10 protein-coding genes are annotated in these 14,806 nt (G+C 48.8%); 5 read left to right on the top strand and 5 right to left on the bottom strand.

Going from position 1 to position 14,806, the window contains the following annotated elements:
* Positions 1–53: 53 nt before the first annotated feature.
* Positions 54–908, top strand: a complete 855-nt coding sequence (gene purU / locus D0Y50_RS01460) for a formyltetrahydrofolate deformylase (RefSeq protein WP_108565733.1) — start codon at positions 54–56, stop codon at positions 906–908.
* Between the two features lie 23 nt (positions 909–931).
* Here purU and D0Y50_RS01455 read toward each other — a convergent pair whose 3' ends face one another.
* Complete coding sequence (locus tag D0Y50_RS01455) at positions 932–1,453, bottom strand: YgjV family protein (protein WP_232366388.1); 522 nt, start codon at positions 1,451–1,453, stop codon at positions 932–934.
* Positions 1,454–1,703: 250 nt separating this feature from the next.
* Here D0Y50_RS01455 and D0Y50_RS01450 point away from each other — a divergent pair, with 250 nt between their 5' ends.
* Complete coding sequence (locus D0Y50_RS01450; protein WP_108565734.1) at positions 1,704–3,887, top strand: M3 family metallopeptidase; 2,184 nt, start codon at positions 1,704–1,706, stop codon at positions 3,885–3,887.
* Positions 3,888–3,931: 44 nt separating this feature from the next.
* On the opposite strand, the gene D0Y50_RS01445 is transcribed toward D0Y50_RS01450, so the two are convergent.
* Both D0Y50_RS01445 and D0Y50_RS01440 read right to left on the bottom strand, forming a co-directional pair.
* Entirely contained in the window at positions 3,932–4,747 is an 816-nt protein-coding gene (locus D0Y50_RS01445; RefSeq protein ID WP_117315159.1) for a VWA domain-containing protein, read from the bottom strand.
* A gap of 614 nt (positions 4,748–5,361) precedes the next feature.
* The gene (locus D0Y50_RS01440) at positions 5,362–6,231 is read right to left on the bottom strand and encodes a hypothetical protein (protein WP_117315157.1); all 870 of its coding nucleotides are present in this window, start codon (positions 6,229–6,231) and stop codon (positions 5,362–5,364) included.
* A 251-nt stretch (positions 6,232–6,482) separates the two neighbouring features.
* Here D0Y50_RS01440 and D0Y50_RS01435 point away from each other — a divergent pair, with 251 nt between their 5' ends.
* Positions 6,483–8,282, top strand: a complete 1,800-nt coding sequence (locus D0Y50_RS01435) for a cation:proton antiporter (protein ID WP_108565736.1) — start codon at positions 6,483–6,485, stop codon at positions 8,280–8,282.
* Positions 8,283–8,611: 329 nt separating this feature from the next.
* Here the strand turns inward: D0Y50_RS01435 and waaA are convergent, their stop codons facing one another.
* Positions 8,612–9,883, bottom strand: a complete 1,272-nt coding sequence (waaA, locus tag D0Y50_RS01430; protein WP_232366539.1) for a lipid IV(A) 3-deoxy-D-manno-octulosonic acid transferase — start codon at positions 9,881–9,883, stop codon at positions 8,612–8,614.
* A 168-nt stretch (positions 9,884–10,051) separates the two neighbouring features.
* Between waaA and D0Y50_RS01425 the strand changes: the two genes are divergently transcribed.
* Both D0Y50_RS01425 and D0Y50_RS01420 read left to right on the top strand, forming a co-directional pair.
* Positions 10,052–11,074: a glycosyltransferase family 9 protein gene (locus D0Y50_RS01425; protein ID WP_232366385.1), complete on the top strand. Its 1,023-nt coding sequence runs from the start codon at positions 10,052–10,054 to the stop codon at positions 11,072–11,074.
* A complete protein-coding gene (locus D0Y50_RS01420; protein WP_117315153.1) occupies positions 11,074–12,165 on the top strand; it encodes a glycosyltransferase family 4 protein in 1,092 nt (363 codons plus the stop codon). The genes D0Y50_RS01425 and D0Y50_RS01420 overlap by 1 nt, the downstream gene beginning before the upstream one ends.
* A 25-nt stretch (positions 12,166–12,190) precedes the next feature.
* On the opposite strand, the gene D0Y50_RS01415 is transcribed toward D0Y50_RS01420, so the two are convergent.
* Complete coding sequence (locus D0Y50_RS01415; RefSeq protein ID WP_176582441.1) at positions 12,191–14,677, bottom strand: glycoside hydrolase family 9 protein; 2,487 nt, start codon at positions 14,675–14,677, stop codon at positions 12,191–12,193.
* Positions 14,678–14,806: the final 129 nt, after the last annotated feature.

The following is a 14,806-nucleotide window of genomic DNA, read 5'->3' as shown; positions in this document are numbered from 1 at the left end:
ATTAAGGGTTAGCGTGGGTAAAAAGGTGTCACGTAGAGGAGTATAGATACCACATGCAACAGACATTCAGACTTGTAATTGACTGCCCCGACCAAATTGGCCTGGTGGCCAGCGTCTCCCAGTTCTTGGCAGACCATAAAGCCACTATCGTAGAGGCGAACCACCATACCGATCAACAAACCGGGCGCTTTTTTATGCGCCACGAAATTAGCGCTGATGAATTAAACCTGGATTATGCCAGTTTTATAGCCGCGTTTACGCCCTTAGCAAATGAATATCAAATGCAATGGAAGCTTACTGATTCAGGTAAAAAACAACGTGTCGCCTTATTAGGTAGCCTGGACTCGCATTGCTTGGTAGATATATTACATCGTTGGCATACTGCAGAATTACATTGTGATATCCCATGCATTATATCAAACCATCCGCACCTAAAAGAGTTTGCAGACTGGTATAAAGTCCCTTTTCATTGGATAGATTTTAAAACACTGGGTAAAGAACAAGCATTTGCACAAATTGAAACGCTGTTAGAGCAATACGCTATAGACGTCACCGTATTAGCCAGGTTTATGCAAATTTTGCCGGATAATCTGTGCCGTAAGTTGTCCGGCCGGGTCATTAATATCCATCATAGCTTTTTGCCGTCGTTTGCCGGCGCCCGTCCCTACCAGCAGGCCTATGACCGCGGCGTTAAGCTAATTGGTGCAACTTGCCACTATGTTACCAGCGACCTCGATGAAGGGCCTATTATTGAACAGGCTGTCAAGCGCATAAGTCACAGTGACACTGCGTTGGATATGGTACGTAAGGGCAAAGATTGCGAAGTTACCGCACTGGCCCACGGCGTGCGGTATCACCTGGAAGACCGGGTAATCATACACCGTAACAAAACCGTGGTATTTGCCTAAGCCCCTAAAGTACGTGCTGCTGTTTAAATGGCAGCGCGTCTGCTGCGCCGCTGTAGTTGCATTAGGAACCGACTATTGGATACCGCGAACAGACTTTCAGTAGCCGCTACCCCCCAACTTTGATTGATCACCGCATAAGTAGCAAATATCAGTGATCCCACTACCATACAGATACGCAGTCCCGCCTCGCGGCAGTGGAGTTCTCCAAAGCGGTAAAGAATAAATGTTACCAACGGCATAATTTCCAGCCAGCCGGTTTTACCCGTTACCGTATTTAAATAACCAATCAGCGAGGACATCAATACAATAAGCACCCCGATTAAGCGTTGATCCACCAATTTATTGGTGAGTAAACGATAACTGGTGCTCATGCCGGCAACCACCATTACCAGCACCCCCGCCCAGGCTTCTTGCAAAGCAAGTGAGGCGGATATTGTGATACACAATCCCAGATTCAGGAATAAAACTTTTCGTTCAGTGTTTGACCAGAAAGATAGCACCGCCATCGCCACCGGCAAACCATGCATTAACACCTCTGTCAGCATTGTCGCGCCACCTGCAAATTAACCATTAGCCTAAAATTCGAGCGGAGTGTAAACCCACGTCAGGCATAGGCTCAAGCACTTTTTTGTTATCATTTTGTGATGCTATTGGCGGTGCGACAAAGCGTCGATTTTTCGCGTTTTTTTACAGCAGAATTGGCCCTGAAATTGTCCAGTGAGATTTACTTATTGGTACTATCCACTAGTATGGCTAGCGCTAACAAAATTATAACGAACGACAGGACTTATTTTAATGCGATTTACTCATTCAATAACGGCCGCAGCAGTGGTACTTGGCCTAAGCGCCTGCGCCACTCAGCCTGCGTCTCAGCCAACCCAAACGCTGCCAGCCGCAAGCGCATCAGCCCAGCAACAACACCTGGATAATCCACTGTTAATGCCATATCAAGGGCCGTTTGATGGCGTGCCCGTGTTCGATCAAATGAAACTGGAAGACTTAAAGCCAGCTCTTGAGCAAGGTATGGCGCTACAGCTGGCTGAAATAGAGGCAATAGCTAACAATCCTGAGCCGCCTACCTTCGATAACACCATTGTAGCTATGGAGCGTGCTGGCAAAGCCTTGGATAGGGTGTTCACCTATTACGGAATTTGGAGTTCAAACAAATCCAGCCCGGAATTCCGCGAGATTCAAGCGGAGATGTCGCCAAAGCTGTCAGCATTTTCCACCAAAATTATCCAGAATTCAGCACTGTTCGACCGGGTAAAAACGGTTTACGAAAGTGACGAGCTTAACCAGCGTACGGCCGAAGAGCAGCGTATCACCTGGTTAATCTATAACAACTTTGCCCACAACGGCGCAACATTGACCGGTGATGCCAAAGCCCGCTATGCGCAAATCAATAATGAACTGGCGAAGCTTTACACCCAGTTTTCTACAAACGTACTGGCCGATGAAGAAAATTACGTTACGTATATCAGCGAAGATGAGCTAGACGGCCTGCCCGACTCATTTATCCGAGCGGCTGCATCTGCCGCCAAAGAGCGCGATAAAGCCGGGCGTTATGCCATTACCAACACCCGTTCATCCATGGACCCCTTTTTAACTTATTCAACTAATCGGGCGCTACGTGAGCAGGTTTGGCGCACCTATTACAACCGGGGCGATAACGGTGATGCGCAAGACAACAACGCCATTATTAAACAGATTCTTACGCTGCGTGACGAGCGCGTGGCACTTATGGGCTACGACAACTATGCTCAGTGGCGTTTAGAAGACCGTATGGCCAAATCGCCGGATAATGCGATGGATCTGATGCTTAAGGTCTGGCCCGCGGCTATCGCCCGGGTAGAAGAAGAAGTAGCCGACATGCAAGCTATTGCTGATGCAGAAGGTGCCAATATTACTATCAAGCCGTGGGACTACCGTTTCTATGCAGAAAAAGTACGTCAGGCTAAGTACGACCTGGACTCAAATGAAGTTAAACAGTATTTGCAGCTGGGCAAATTGCGCGAGGCTATGTTCTACGTAGCGGGGCGCTTGTTTAATTTTGCTTTTACCCCGCTTGAAGAAGGTAAAGTACCGGTCTTTCACCCTGATGTGAAAGTATGGGAAGTCACCGATAAAACCAGCGGCGAACACATTGGACTGTGGTACCTGGACCCCTTTGCGCGTCAGGGCAAACGCTCTGGTGCCTGGGCTACTACTTATCGCAGCTCCACCACCTTTGATGGTAAGCAAACCGTGCTGGCCTCGAATAATTCAAATTTTGTAAAAGGTGCTGAAGGCGAACCTACCTTGATCTCATGGGACGACGCCGAAACCTATTTTCATGAATTTGGCCATGCCTTGCACTTCTTGTCTGCCGATGTGGAATACCCTACCTCTCATTCGGGCGTGCGCGATTACACCGAGTTTCAGTCGCAATTACTGGAACGTTGGCTAACGACTGATGAGGTCATAAATAAATATTTGGTACATTACAAAACCGGCGAAACCATACCGGCTGAACTGGTAGCAAAAATTAAGCGTGCCGCTACGTTTAACGAAGGTTTTAAAACGACCGAATATATGGCATCAGCCATTATGGATCTTAAATACCACACTACGGATCCAGCAGATATAGAACCTGATGCTTTTGAGAAAAACGAACTACAAAAACTGGCTATGCCCGAAGAGCTGGTAATGCGCCACCGTAGCACCCAGTTTGGCCATGTATTTTCCGGAGAAGGTTATGCGGCCGCTTATTATGGATACATGTGGGCAGAAGTGCTTACCGCTGATGCGGCTGAAGCGTTTGCTGAAGCGCCTGGCGGATTTTATGATAAAGCGATGGCCGACAAGTTGGTTAAATACTTATTTTCGGTGAGAAATGCCATGGAGCCAGCCCAGGCCTATCGGGAGTTTAGAGGACGTGATGCTAAGGTTGATGCGCTGATGCGTGACCGTGGTTTCCCGCTTCCAGATAACGCCAAGTAATAAAAGCAGCGGCACCTTTATAATAAGGTGCCGCCCCTTGTTTATTAGTGTCTACGTACTCGCATTAATAACAATATCCCCGCACCAAATAAAATCACCACTGCTGGCTCTGGTACCGATACATTCTGACATGCCGGGTCATTGGGGTTGGTCGCACAGAAATCTAATGTTTCCTGTAACTTCTCATTGGCAAAATCGGTAACAAACTGCTCCACCACCGTTTGATCGGTAGAATTCATTAAACTCAAATCAAACATCTGCCCACCATTATTCACGGCTAAATCTACCAGTTCTGGATAGGCAAAATCCAATACTACATTAAATAACGCATTCGCCTGTTTTAATAGCGAGTCGACCCCGCTGGCATCAAAATCGCGGTCGCCGTTTGAGTCTTCGTCAGTGAACAGGATAAGATTTGATACTGCATCTGTTCGAAACGATAAATTTGCTTCCACAGCGATAGCGCCGTAATTTACCAACGGCTGATTTAGCGCAAATCCTGAGGCATCAAAAGCAGGTTCTGTACCGCCACTTGCGACCAAATTTCCCGCTGCGACAGCGAAGTCTGAAGCGCTGGTAAAGTCTGTTAACACCCGGGGCACAACAGCGCTATTGCCATAGCCAACCAAAGCGAAATTGGCATCTACACCACCAGCGGTCAGAATGGAGGCAAATAAGCCTATATTATTTCTCAGATTTGTCTGCACGCTTCCCATCGACCCAGACTCATCGACTATCATCACAATATCAGTTTTAATTACTGCTGCTTGAGCAGTGGTTACCACGCCAAATAGGGAAAGAAGTAGAATAAAACTCCCCCCTATATTTACTACAGTCTTTTTTATATTAACCAGTTTCATAAAGTATCCATCCAATTTAAATAAAAAGGTGTTGGTTGCGCGACTGCTAGCAACATAGATAGATTGCAATAAGAATGCCCAATATAAATCTTTTCTAATACATATATTTACAGTTACCTATAAATACATTGTAAAAAAGGTGGTCATAAAACAAAGACAGCAATAAATATAATGTTAATTTTATTTAACACTATCTAATTAGACGAGAGATGGTTTTATATAAATAGCATTATATACAAAAGTAGGTAGGCCCTATTTACGATAAACCGGCGCGGCAGAACTCGTTAGCGTTTTAATTAAGGGCAGTTTTGGACAATTTATTCAACCATTGCCCGCATTAAAGGGCGAAGTAGTAGAGGCGGTAATATACGCAATGCCCAGCGGCCTAGTGTATAAATAAAAAACATGCTATTTATTAACTAGTTGAGCGTAGCATGCTGTTGTCAGCTTTTTTTACAGCAAGGGGTATGAGGGAACACAGATTAACGAAGACCTCCATGGTATCTTAGCCCTCTTTGCCCCCTTTTCCGATTTTGGCCAGTAAAAAATTCCGAGGGCCCAATCAAAGACAGTGCCCCCGCTCAGACTAGCTGCCAGACGTAGCCGGGCGTTAATTACTCTATCGCTAGCCGCGCTATACGCGCAGTATTGAGCGGTGAGCTTTCTTGGGTAATCAGCACCTCAGAGGCATTGCGTACACAGATACCTTCCACCTGCCCAAAGCCCTCTAACATCGCCATTCCCTGCACGTGCCAGTCAGGCGATACTGTGGCAATAAACGGTTTAAACAGGCCGATGGCGCTACTCTTGTAGCCCACTAACACATAACGATGGTTCGCCGCGTCCCAGTCCGCGCCGGTTACCACCCCTGGTAGCCCTTTCACGGTGCCTATGGCGGTAAGAGTTTGGTCTTTAGCATCTTTTTCTATGCGGTATACCCGCGCCTGTTGACTAGCCCAGCTTTTGGAGAACAAAATAAGATGGTCGGTTCGGTTAACCAACGACTCGGCGTCATAGTCGTGAGCATACGGAATATTCGTCTTGGGGCTATTATCGGTGTAGGTCAGACGCAGGGTTTTCACCTTCTGGAAGGTTTTACGGTCGACTTTACGGATAGACACATAGGGCCGATGTCCTTTATTGTTGCCCACATCACCAATATAAAAATAATCATCATCGGCGGTAACCGCTTCAAAATCTTTGTTGGCAAAATCCAGCGCATGCTGCCGGACAATATCGCCGCTGTCATTCACTTCAAATAATACCGCATCATTGCCAGAATCGTTGGTCGTTACAGCTGTCTGTGCTGTGCAAACCAATCCCGATGTTTCGTTGAGCATATTATCCAGTTTATGGCTGGCCAATACTTCGGTCTTTAGCCTGGGTAACTCATCCGATGCACTGCATGCAGGCAACAATGACACGGCAAACAAGGCTATTATTAAAGTGAAGTGCATACCTTGTTGTTTTTGTGGTTCGTACATGAATCTATCGCCTATTATGTATTAACAGTGTTTATTTGCGTTGGTCTTTATGAAAGTGCCACATAGTATGAGGAAAAGCAGGCGTTAGCAGCCCGCTTACTACAAACATTGATGTTCACGGTTTAACGCCGTAAGGTCAATATGTCATCCGTCTGATAGTTTAAACAGTACAAACAGACAGTTTATTTAATTTACAAGCCGTAGTAACACTTCACCTAACGGACGGCTTTCTATATGAAGGAATGTGTGCCTTGTCCGATCCCCTATTAAGCCTGGTAAGCGTAGGCCTGTTGTCTATTGCTTGTCAGTATCTGGCGTATAAAATTCGCTTACCGGCTATTTTACCGCTGCTGATTGTCGGTATTATCGTAGGCCCTGTGCTGGGCGTACTGAATGCCGACGACCTATTCGGCGACCTACTGTTTCCAGTGGTATCGCTGTCTGTAGCCATTATTCTGTTTGAAGGCTCCCTGACGCTAAAGTTTAGCGATATCCGGGGGCACGGCAATATGGTGCGTAATCTGTGTAGTATAGGCGTGGTCGTTACCTGGGCGGTGGCCACTATAGCCGCACGCTATGCCATGGATTTTCCGTGGCAATTAGCCTTTTTGTTCGGCGCCATTGTCACAGTCACCGGCCCTACCGTTATTGTGCCAATGATTCGTACCGTCCGGCCGCAAACGAATGTAGCCAATATTCTGCGCTGGGAGGGTATTGTCATTGACCCCATCGGCGCATTATTGGCGGTATTGGTATACGAATATATTGTTGCCTCTCAGGCGGAAGCTATTACGCATACTATGATCACTTTTGGTAAGACCATCGGTATGGGTATTTGCCTTGGGCTGGCCGGAGGTTACCTGCTGGGGATATGTTTGCGCAAAAGCTGGATCCCTCATTATTTGCAAAACACCGCAGTACTTACGCTGATGCTGGGAGTATTTGCAGCGTCTAACTATGTGGCGCATGAATCGGGGCTATTAGCGGTCACCATATTAGGTATGGTGCTGGCCAACATGAAAAATGTAGATGTGGAAGATATCCTTGAGTTCAAAGAAACCCTCAGCGTATTACTGATCTCTGGCCTGTTTATTTTGCTGGCGTCCCGTTTACAGCTTGATGCGGTAACCAATTTGGGCGCAGGTGCTTTAATCGTACTGGTGGCTATCATGTTTGTGGCACGGCCATTGTCGGTCGCCATATCGTCTATCGGAACCGGCCTCAATTGGCGCGAGCTGGCGTTAATCAGCTGGATTGCTCCACGCGGTATTGTGGCAGCAGCGGTTTCGGCACTGTTTTCATTAAAACTGGAGGAAATAGGCTACGAGGGCGCAGGCATAGTGGTTCCCATCGTCTTTTTGGTGATTATTACCACGGTTGTATTGCAAAGCCTTACCGCTAAACCCGTTGCGCAGTTACTTAAAATGCGCGCGCCGCCTCCCAATGGCTTCTTAATTTTTGGTGGCAGCAAATTTAACCGGATGCTGGCTAAAGAAATGCAAAACCAGAAAATTCCGGTGGTTATTGCAGATACCAACTGGGATGCAATCAAAGAAACCAGAATGCAGGAAACGCCCGCGTATTTCGGCAATCCTGCTTCGGATCATGCTGCCCGCCACATGGAAATGAGCCGTATCGGTACGGTCCTGATTATGTCGCCTTATAAGCAACTGAACCCATTAATTTCTTACCATTTTGAATACACAATGGGTAAAGACAAGGTATGGGGCCTAACGAACAATGAACAAGCTACACGCCCCAGCCATCAAGTTGGCAAACACTACGCTAAGCGTATGGCATTATTTGATGAAGGTGTTACCTATGGTTACCTGGCATCATCGGTTTCGCACGGCGCGACTGTAAAAACCACGCGAATTACTGAAGAGTTCAGTTATGAAGATTACCTGGAAACCTATGGAGGACGTGTCACGCCGCTTATTGCTATAGATAAGTCGAACAGAACCCATGTGGTATTGTTTGGAAAAGACTTGAAAATTGAAGCGGGCTGGCGATTGGTTAGTATGGTGCGGCCGGAGGATGAACCGGTATAGTAAACCGCTTCAGTGGCTAACAAAGATTGCCCCCTGCCAATAGCGGCAGGGGGCATCTCCCTGGAATAAACGTGCAACCGGGCGCTGTGATGTGGCAGCAGAATTGTTAGTATTTTTACCCTGGTTACGCCGTCGGATTAATAATAGCAAAGGATGGGCCAAAATTAATTTATACTTTAGAATCAAAATCTTAGTAAAAAAGGGTGATATTTTTGATTATCCTTCAGTGAGTTAGCCTCGCTGTTATAGTGCAACAATCCCATCGTGCGCACCAAAGCGGGGTTCTTTTTTTGTACAAGTATTTCATTATTAACTAATTTGTAGAAGTCTTAGCGACAAATTCGTTGTATTTCATTCCAGGTTTTTTGTAATGCCCCGCGGTTATCTTCCAATACCTGCCGTCCTGCGAGCCCGGCTTTTTTGGCCACCTCAGGGTCAGTGAGCCATGTTCTGCATAGCGTTGCCATATCTTCATCTGAATTTACCAGCGTTAATGCGCCACATTGTTCAAGGTAAGCGCAAATTACCGGATTGTTATAAGTATGTGGCCCCATAATAACCGGCACCGCCACCGCTGCCGGCTCCAGGGCATTATGCCCACCCCGATCGGCCAGCGACCCGCCGACAAAAGCTATATTGGCAACCTGATAAGCTTCGTTCAATCGGCCCATTTCGTTTAACAGCACCACTTGGCAGTGCGCCGGTACCTGCCCGGCAGCCTCGCTGCATACATAATGTACGCCTGCTTCAGCCAACATCTTTTCAACCGCTGCAAACCGCTCTGGGTGTCGCGGCACAAGAATAAGTAATACATCTGGAAACTCTGGCAGCAGCCTGTTTAATACGCTGAGCAGGACCTTCTCTTCGGGATCATGGGTACTTCCAGCTACCAGTACTGGGCGCGCGTTATTCAGATGCATAAAGGGCATAGCGGCTGGCTTAGCATTCGCTGCCTGATCGAACTTAATGTTATTAGTAAGAGACAACCGGTCTGGCGGCATACCTAAAAAGCGATAATTGTCGTAGTCTCGCTGGCCTTGTGCGCAGACGTGCGAAAGCTTGCCCAACATAGGCTCAAATAAAATTCCCACTTTTTTATAGCGGCGGGCAGAACGGTCAGTCATACGGGCGTTAATAACCATGACAGGGATGCATTTGCGCCAGCAAACATGAATAAGGTTTGGCCATAGTTCCACTTCGGTAATAAGTACCGCTTTCGGCTTCACCCGGCGCAGCATACCGGCCATGGCCATATGCAAATCATAGGGAAGATAGAAGTGATGGACCTGGTTACCAAAGATAGCCCGCACCCTGGCCGAGCCTGTGGGTGTAGTCGTGGTCACCGTAATCTGCGTATTTGGCTCTTGCTGCATTATCTTTTTAATAAGGCACGATGCCGCCACCACTTCCCCTACCGATACGCAGTGAAACAAGTACCCCCCGGTGGCCGGCGGAGGCGCAACAAACCCAAACCGTTCGAACCGACGCCGATTATAGTCCCGGGTACGCAATACACCCCTACGCACCAGGTTAATAAAGGCAAAGGGGATAACCAATACCAATACGAATGAGTAAAACCAGCGAAACAGCGTTTGCGCCATGGTCGAACGATAACTAGGTATGGGTGATTTCACAGCGTTCCCAAATAAATGTGAGCGAATTAAGTGCCAGCTGCGATTACCACATTCGTCAGCCGCAGTCATTAAACTGTCGTGTTTGATTGTTTTACTAACATCCTGATTGTATTGTTGCTTGCTATAGCCGAGGCCATGCAAAGACCCCATATTTTATTGATCAGGCTTAGTGCTATTGGCGATATTGTAATGGCATCGGGGCTGCCGTCCAGTATAAAAGCAGCCTATCCTGGCGCGCGCGTTTGCTGGTTGGTTGAGTCCCCCTACGTTGAGTTAGTAAAGCATGACCCTGGTGTGGATCATGTCATTGCCTGGCCTAAAAACCACTGGCAACAATTGCACCGCAGCCGACAGTATACTGCGCTGTATCGCGCTGTAACGGCCTTTGTTAAGCAGCTGCGTAACGAGCACTTCGATATTGCTATTGAAGCGCAGGGGTTGATTAAAAGCGCCCTGATAACACGCTTATCAGGCGCCCGTTGCCGAATTGGATTTGTCAGTAAGGAACATAGTCACCGGTTACTTACCGAGGCTATCAGCAAGCCGGTATCTGATGATTTTGGTTCTGAATACAAGGCGCTAGCCCAGCATATGGGCAGTGACTATTACCATCCGCATCTTACGATAGACGCGGCCACTTCGCAGCGCCTATACAAGGTGTTGCGACAAAAGCAGATACCGCAGCACTTTGTCGTCCTATGCCCCTTCACCACCCGAGCCCAAAAACACTGGCCGCTGGAGCGCTGGCAACAGCTCATCGTACTCTTGCGAGCACAATACCGCGGTGCGCTGGTTATTTTGGGCGGGCCGGGTGATGCTGCAACAGCAGAGCAACTTGCCGTCGCTACCGGTATCTATCAGCTAGCCGGCGCATTAAGCCTGGCCGAGTCGCTGGCGTGCATAGCCCGGGCTCAGGCGTTGGTGGGAGTGGACACCGGTATGACCCATGCAGCTACCGTATTGTCCACGCCGGCGGTCGCGCTGTTTGGTTCAACCTGCCCTTATTTGCGTACGCCATCTTCCACTACTCGGGTAGTTTATCTTGATTTACCCTGCGCCCCATGTAAACGCCGACCCACTTGCCAGGCCAGGTATGACTGTCTGGTGAATATTACCGCCCCCCGGGTGTGGCATACATTGCAGCAGGTACTAAAGTAGTGCGCGTACTGCATATCGAAATGGGCCGGCAGTTATACGGCGGAGCCAGACAGGTCGCTTATCTGCTACGTGAATTACCTGCACTGGGCGTACACAATGTGCTGGTATGCGCCACTGGTAGCGAAATAAGCAAATTGCCCTTGCCCGGCGTCAGTGTGATCACGGTAGGCTACCTGGGCGATCCGGATATACGCTTAGTGGGGCGGCTGTGCTCACTTTATCGCTATCACAATATAGACCTCGTGCATGTCCATAGCCGGCGCGGCGCTGACTGGTGGGGGCCGGTTAGCGCCCGGTTATCGCGGTTAAGCGCCCTGGTGACCCGCCGGGTAGATAACCCGGAAAGTTGGTTGGGGCAGCGTAAATACCCGCTATATGATGCAGTGGTAAGTATCTCTGAGGGAGTCCAGCAGGTAATTGCACCTTATTGCCAAGTAGGGCAACTAACGCCGGTCATTCATTCTGCTATCGATCCTGATGAGTTTCGTTACACTAAAGACCAGGACTGGCTATGCCGCACCTATGATATCCCGCCCGGTTCTCTGGTAATTGCCAGTTTTGCCCAACTTATAGAACGTAAAGGACAAGCCACATTAATTCGCGCTATGCGTGCGGTAATCGTGCGCTATCCGCAAGCCGTTTGCCTGTTATTTGGCAAAGGCAAAATGTATCACGAGTATCAGCAACTGATTACTCAATGCGGCCTTACACAACACGTGAAGCTGTGTGGTTTCACGCGGGAGGTAGCACGTATTCTGCCATGTGTGGATATGGTCGCCCACCCCGCTTGCGCTGAAGGTTTAGGGGTCATTTTATTACAGGCTGCGGTATGTGAGAGGCCGATTGTCAGTTGTCGGGTGGGGGGCATCAGCGAAATTATTAAACACGGCCAAACCGGCTTGTTAGTTCCGCCTCAAAATCCCGCCAAGCTAAGCCAGGCAATAATCCGGTTACTCGACTCTCCGGCCCTGGCTGCACGGTTGGCAACAGGGGCTGCCAACCATGTTCTACGCAACTTTGGTGTGCCTGCGATGGCCCGCCAATACGTTCAGCTGTACCAACGTTTATTGGTTAACAGCAACAAAGGGTAATGCGCCAAACTATCCCTTCACGCGGCTATTGCTTTTGCGCAGCCATATGACGCGCTGCATTAACGGTGAACAAATAGCTCGCGCCCACATTGATAACATATTCGTTCTGCCCCCACATAAAGGGCCAGTTTTCTTTGTTTTCAGGTAAATCTGGTTTTAATATCAGGACACCCGGTACAATTGCCCCGGCAATAAATGAATAGTCAGCCCGGTTCATACCATAGGCGACCTTTTTCGACTGAGTGCCTACGCCGGAAACAAACGAAATATCGGAATCCGGATGGGTGCCATATAGGTAATCCAGGGCGCGATAGACCCCTTGCCCGTCAAATTGTTGCGGAAAGACCTTATGCAGGTAATAGTCAATGATGGCACTTTGTAAAATAGTGCCGTTGCCCGCCCAGCCTCCTTCGGTGATTTCAACCTGATAGGGGTTCCCTGAGGTTTTCTGTTGTTGCTGGGTTTGATAACGCTCAGCAACTTGTTGGATGGTCTGTTTGTAGGATTTACCCATATAATCAACGACCCGTAAGGCATCTACTGCATAGTCGCCAAACGCCTGCCTAAGCGCCGGTAGTAGAGCCGTGATGGCATCGGCGTACTGGGCTTCGCCGGTAGTAATCAATAGCTCAACCGCGGCTTTGAATTTTTCTTCCTCCAGCCCGCCGCCGGTCGTGTTGCCGTGGTGGAACAAATCCGGCTGCTGGTTGGCTTCAGTGTGCCAAGCGTTTTTGGCGATAGTCAATGCATTATCTGCCAGGGCCGGGGCATGCTCAGCTAATGCCCGGCTGGCTGCAGCCAACGCTGCCATAGCACCATAATTAAGCGGTGTAGACTTACTGGTAAATGCCCAGCGGTCATCGAACTTGCCGCTGCGCAAGCCGTTGGCCTCGTGCTTATCCAGGCTCGGGTCGTATATGAGGTTATCGGTCATCGTAATACCATCACCCAGGTGTGTATACTGGCTGATATCAGGTACTATAATACCGGGAATGGCATGCCCTACTGCTTCGTACTGTGCCACCAACGCTAATGTCCCATGCTCTATTTGCTGCAGCACATCTGGCTTACCGTCTGCTACGTGCAAATCTACGAATTTGGCGTCGTAGTCTACCAGGGTAGTATCCCGCTTAATGTTGAATTCTTCCCATGTATTGACTAAATCGCGTACTGTAGCGTACTGCGTTTGCGTGCGGATATCGTAATCGCCAGCGTCATACCAGCCCCCTACATTTAAGCCGGGTATGTGCTCGCCTGGCTCAAACGCGGTGTCCGTAGTCGGCCCCTGGGCATACAGGTCGAAATGCTGATGATTCACCGGGGCCTGCAAAGCATCGTCTAAATGTGATGCCCCATGCCAAACCCGGTAAGCCTCGTTTACCAGCACATGGTCCATTTGCACCGGGAAATAATGGTCAAGGGTGGCGTGCCATGCCGAGGCGTAGACATCTTCACCAATAACGAAAGGCGCGGTAACAGTCTCTCCATAGCTTAACTGGTACAAACCGGGCGTTGTTATTTTTGTAAAATCAAACACGGCGTATTGATAGCGGGTATAGTCGCCCCATGCTGTGGGCACTTGGCTTAAGACTTCATCTCGACTGCCATCCTGGGCTATCTTTATAAGCGTTGCAGGCTGTTTTAGCGAGGCTTGCTTATCCAGTTCAATGACCGCCCGTTTCAGCTGTGAGGGTAAATACCCTACTTGCGAATGTCCGATCACGGGCGCACGCTGCCAGTTCGCTGTGGTAGACGCTTCCAGGTTCCATTCCAGTACGGTACCCGATTTATCTTCGGGCAATATTTGGCGGAGCACAAACCAGCCGTTTTGTGCCTTACTGCGACCATCGTACAAACGTAGTTTGCCAGCGTTACTGGTTACGGTAATACGCCGGTTGTCATCTTCGGGCGCCAACGTAAGTGTGGCTGCCTCTGCTAATGGCTGGGGCGCGCTCTGGCCATTGATTTCTTTAATACCCGTGGGATAAAGCGGGAAGGTACCGGGTTTGCCATCGGCCAAATAGCTGGTCTCAAAATAGGTGGCAGGTAAAAATTCCAGATTAAACCCCGCCTTGCCAGCCAGGGCTGGGGGCAGCGGGGCAGGAAGTACCACACTGATCTTAATTTTACCGCCCTGGGGTTTGGCTACAATGGTGTAAGTGAAGTCATGGTCCGGGTAACGCAGGGTAGCTTGAATACTATTGTCAGCGGGATCTACGTGACGGCTGACAAACTCGGGAATCAGGTCCCATTGCTCGGGCGTCGCGTTAAGCCGGATATCTCCATTGGTCGCCATACGCTCGCCATGGTGTATCAGCTCAACACCACTGATCTTTGAATCACCAAACAGGCCATTGTACCAATTACTGAAAACCACCACGTTAAAGCCTGGCTGCTCAAAATACTCAGCGTCGTTTAGGACTAAAGGGGCGGGTTCGCATTGTGCCGCAGAAGACATAACTCCGGTGGCAATGAGGCAGGCAATAGAGCCAGCAATAGGGGCAAAACGCATGATGTAATCTACCGTAGAAAAGACAGATTACAGCCTATCAACTTAACTATTCATTAACATTATGGTTTATTTTTACGGGTTTACAGAATTTTAGCGGGATGGGTGGAGAGTCATAGCAGATACAAAAAA

It is taken from the genome of Salinimonas sediminis (assembly GCF_003429285.1).
Classification (GTDB): domain Bacteria; phylum Pseudomonadota; class Gammaproteobacteria; order Enterobacterales; family Alteromonadaceae; genus Alteromonas; species Alteromonas indica.
This window is presented reverse-complemented; position numbering and strand designations above follow the sequence as displayed.

Bases quoted from the DNA above. Each gene is read 5' to 3' on its own strand.
- purU (WP_108565733.1), top strand. From the start codon at position 54: ATGCAACAGACATTCAGACTTGTAATTGACTGCCCCGACCAAATTGGC.
- D0Y50_RS01455 (WP_232366388.1), bottom strand. From the start codon at position 1,453: ATGCTGACAGAGGTGTTAATGCATGGTTTGCCGGTGGCGATGGCGGTG.
- D0Y50_RS01450 (WP_108565734.1), top strand. From the start codon at position 1,704: ATGCGATTTACTCATTCAATAACGGCCGCAGCAGTGGTACTTGGCCTA.
- D0Y50_RS01445 (WP_117315159.1), bottom strand. From the start codon at position 4,747: ATGAAACTGGTTAATATAAAAAAGACTGTAGTAAATATAGGGGGGAGT.
- D0Y50_RS01440 (WP_117315157.1), bottom strand. From the start codon at position 6,231: ATGTACGAACCACAAAAACAACAAGGTATGCACTTCACTTTAATAATA.
- waaA (WP_232366539.1), bottom strand. From the start codon at position 9,883: ATGGCGCAAACGCTGTTTCGCTGGTTTTACTCATTCGTATTGGTATTG.
- D0Y50_RS01425 (WP_232366385.1), top strand. From the start codon at position 10,052: ATGCAAAGACCCCATATTTTATTGATCAGGCTTAGTGCTATTGGCGAT.
- D0Y50_RS01415 (WP_176582441.1), bottom strand. From the start codon at position 14,677: ATGCGTTTTGCCCCTATTGCTGGCTCTATTGCCTGCCTCATTGCCACC.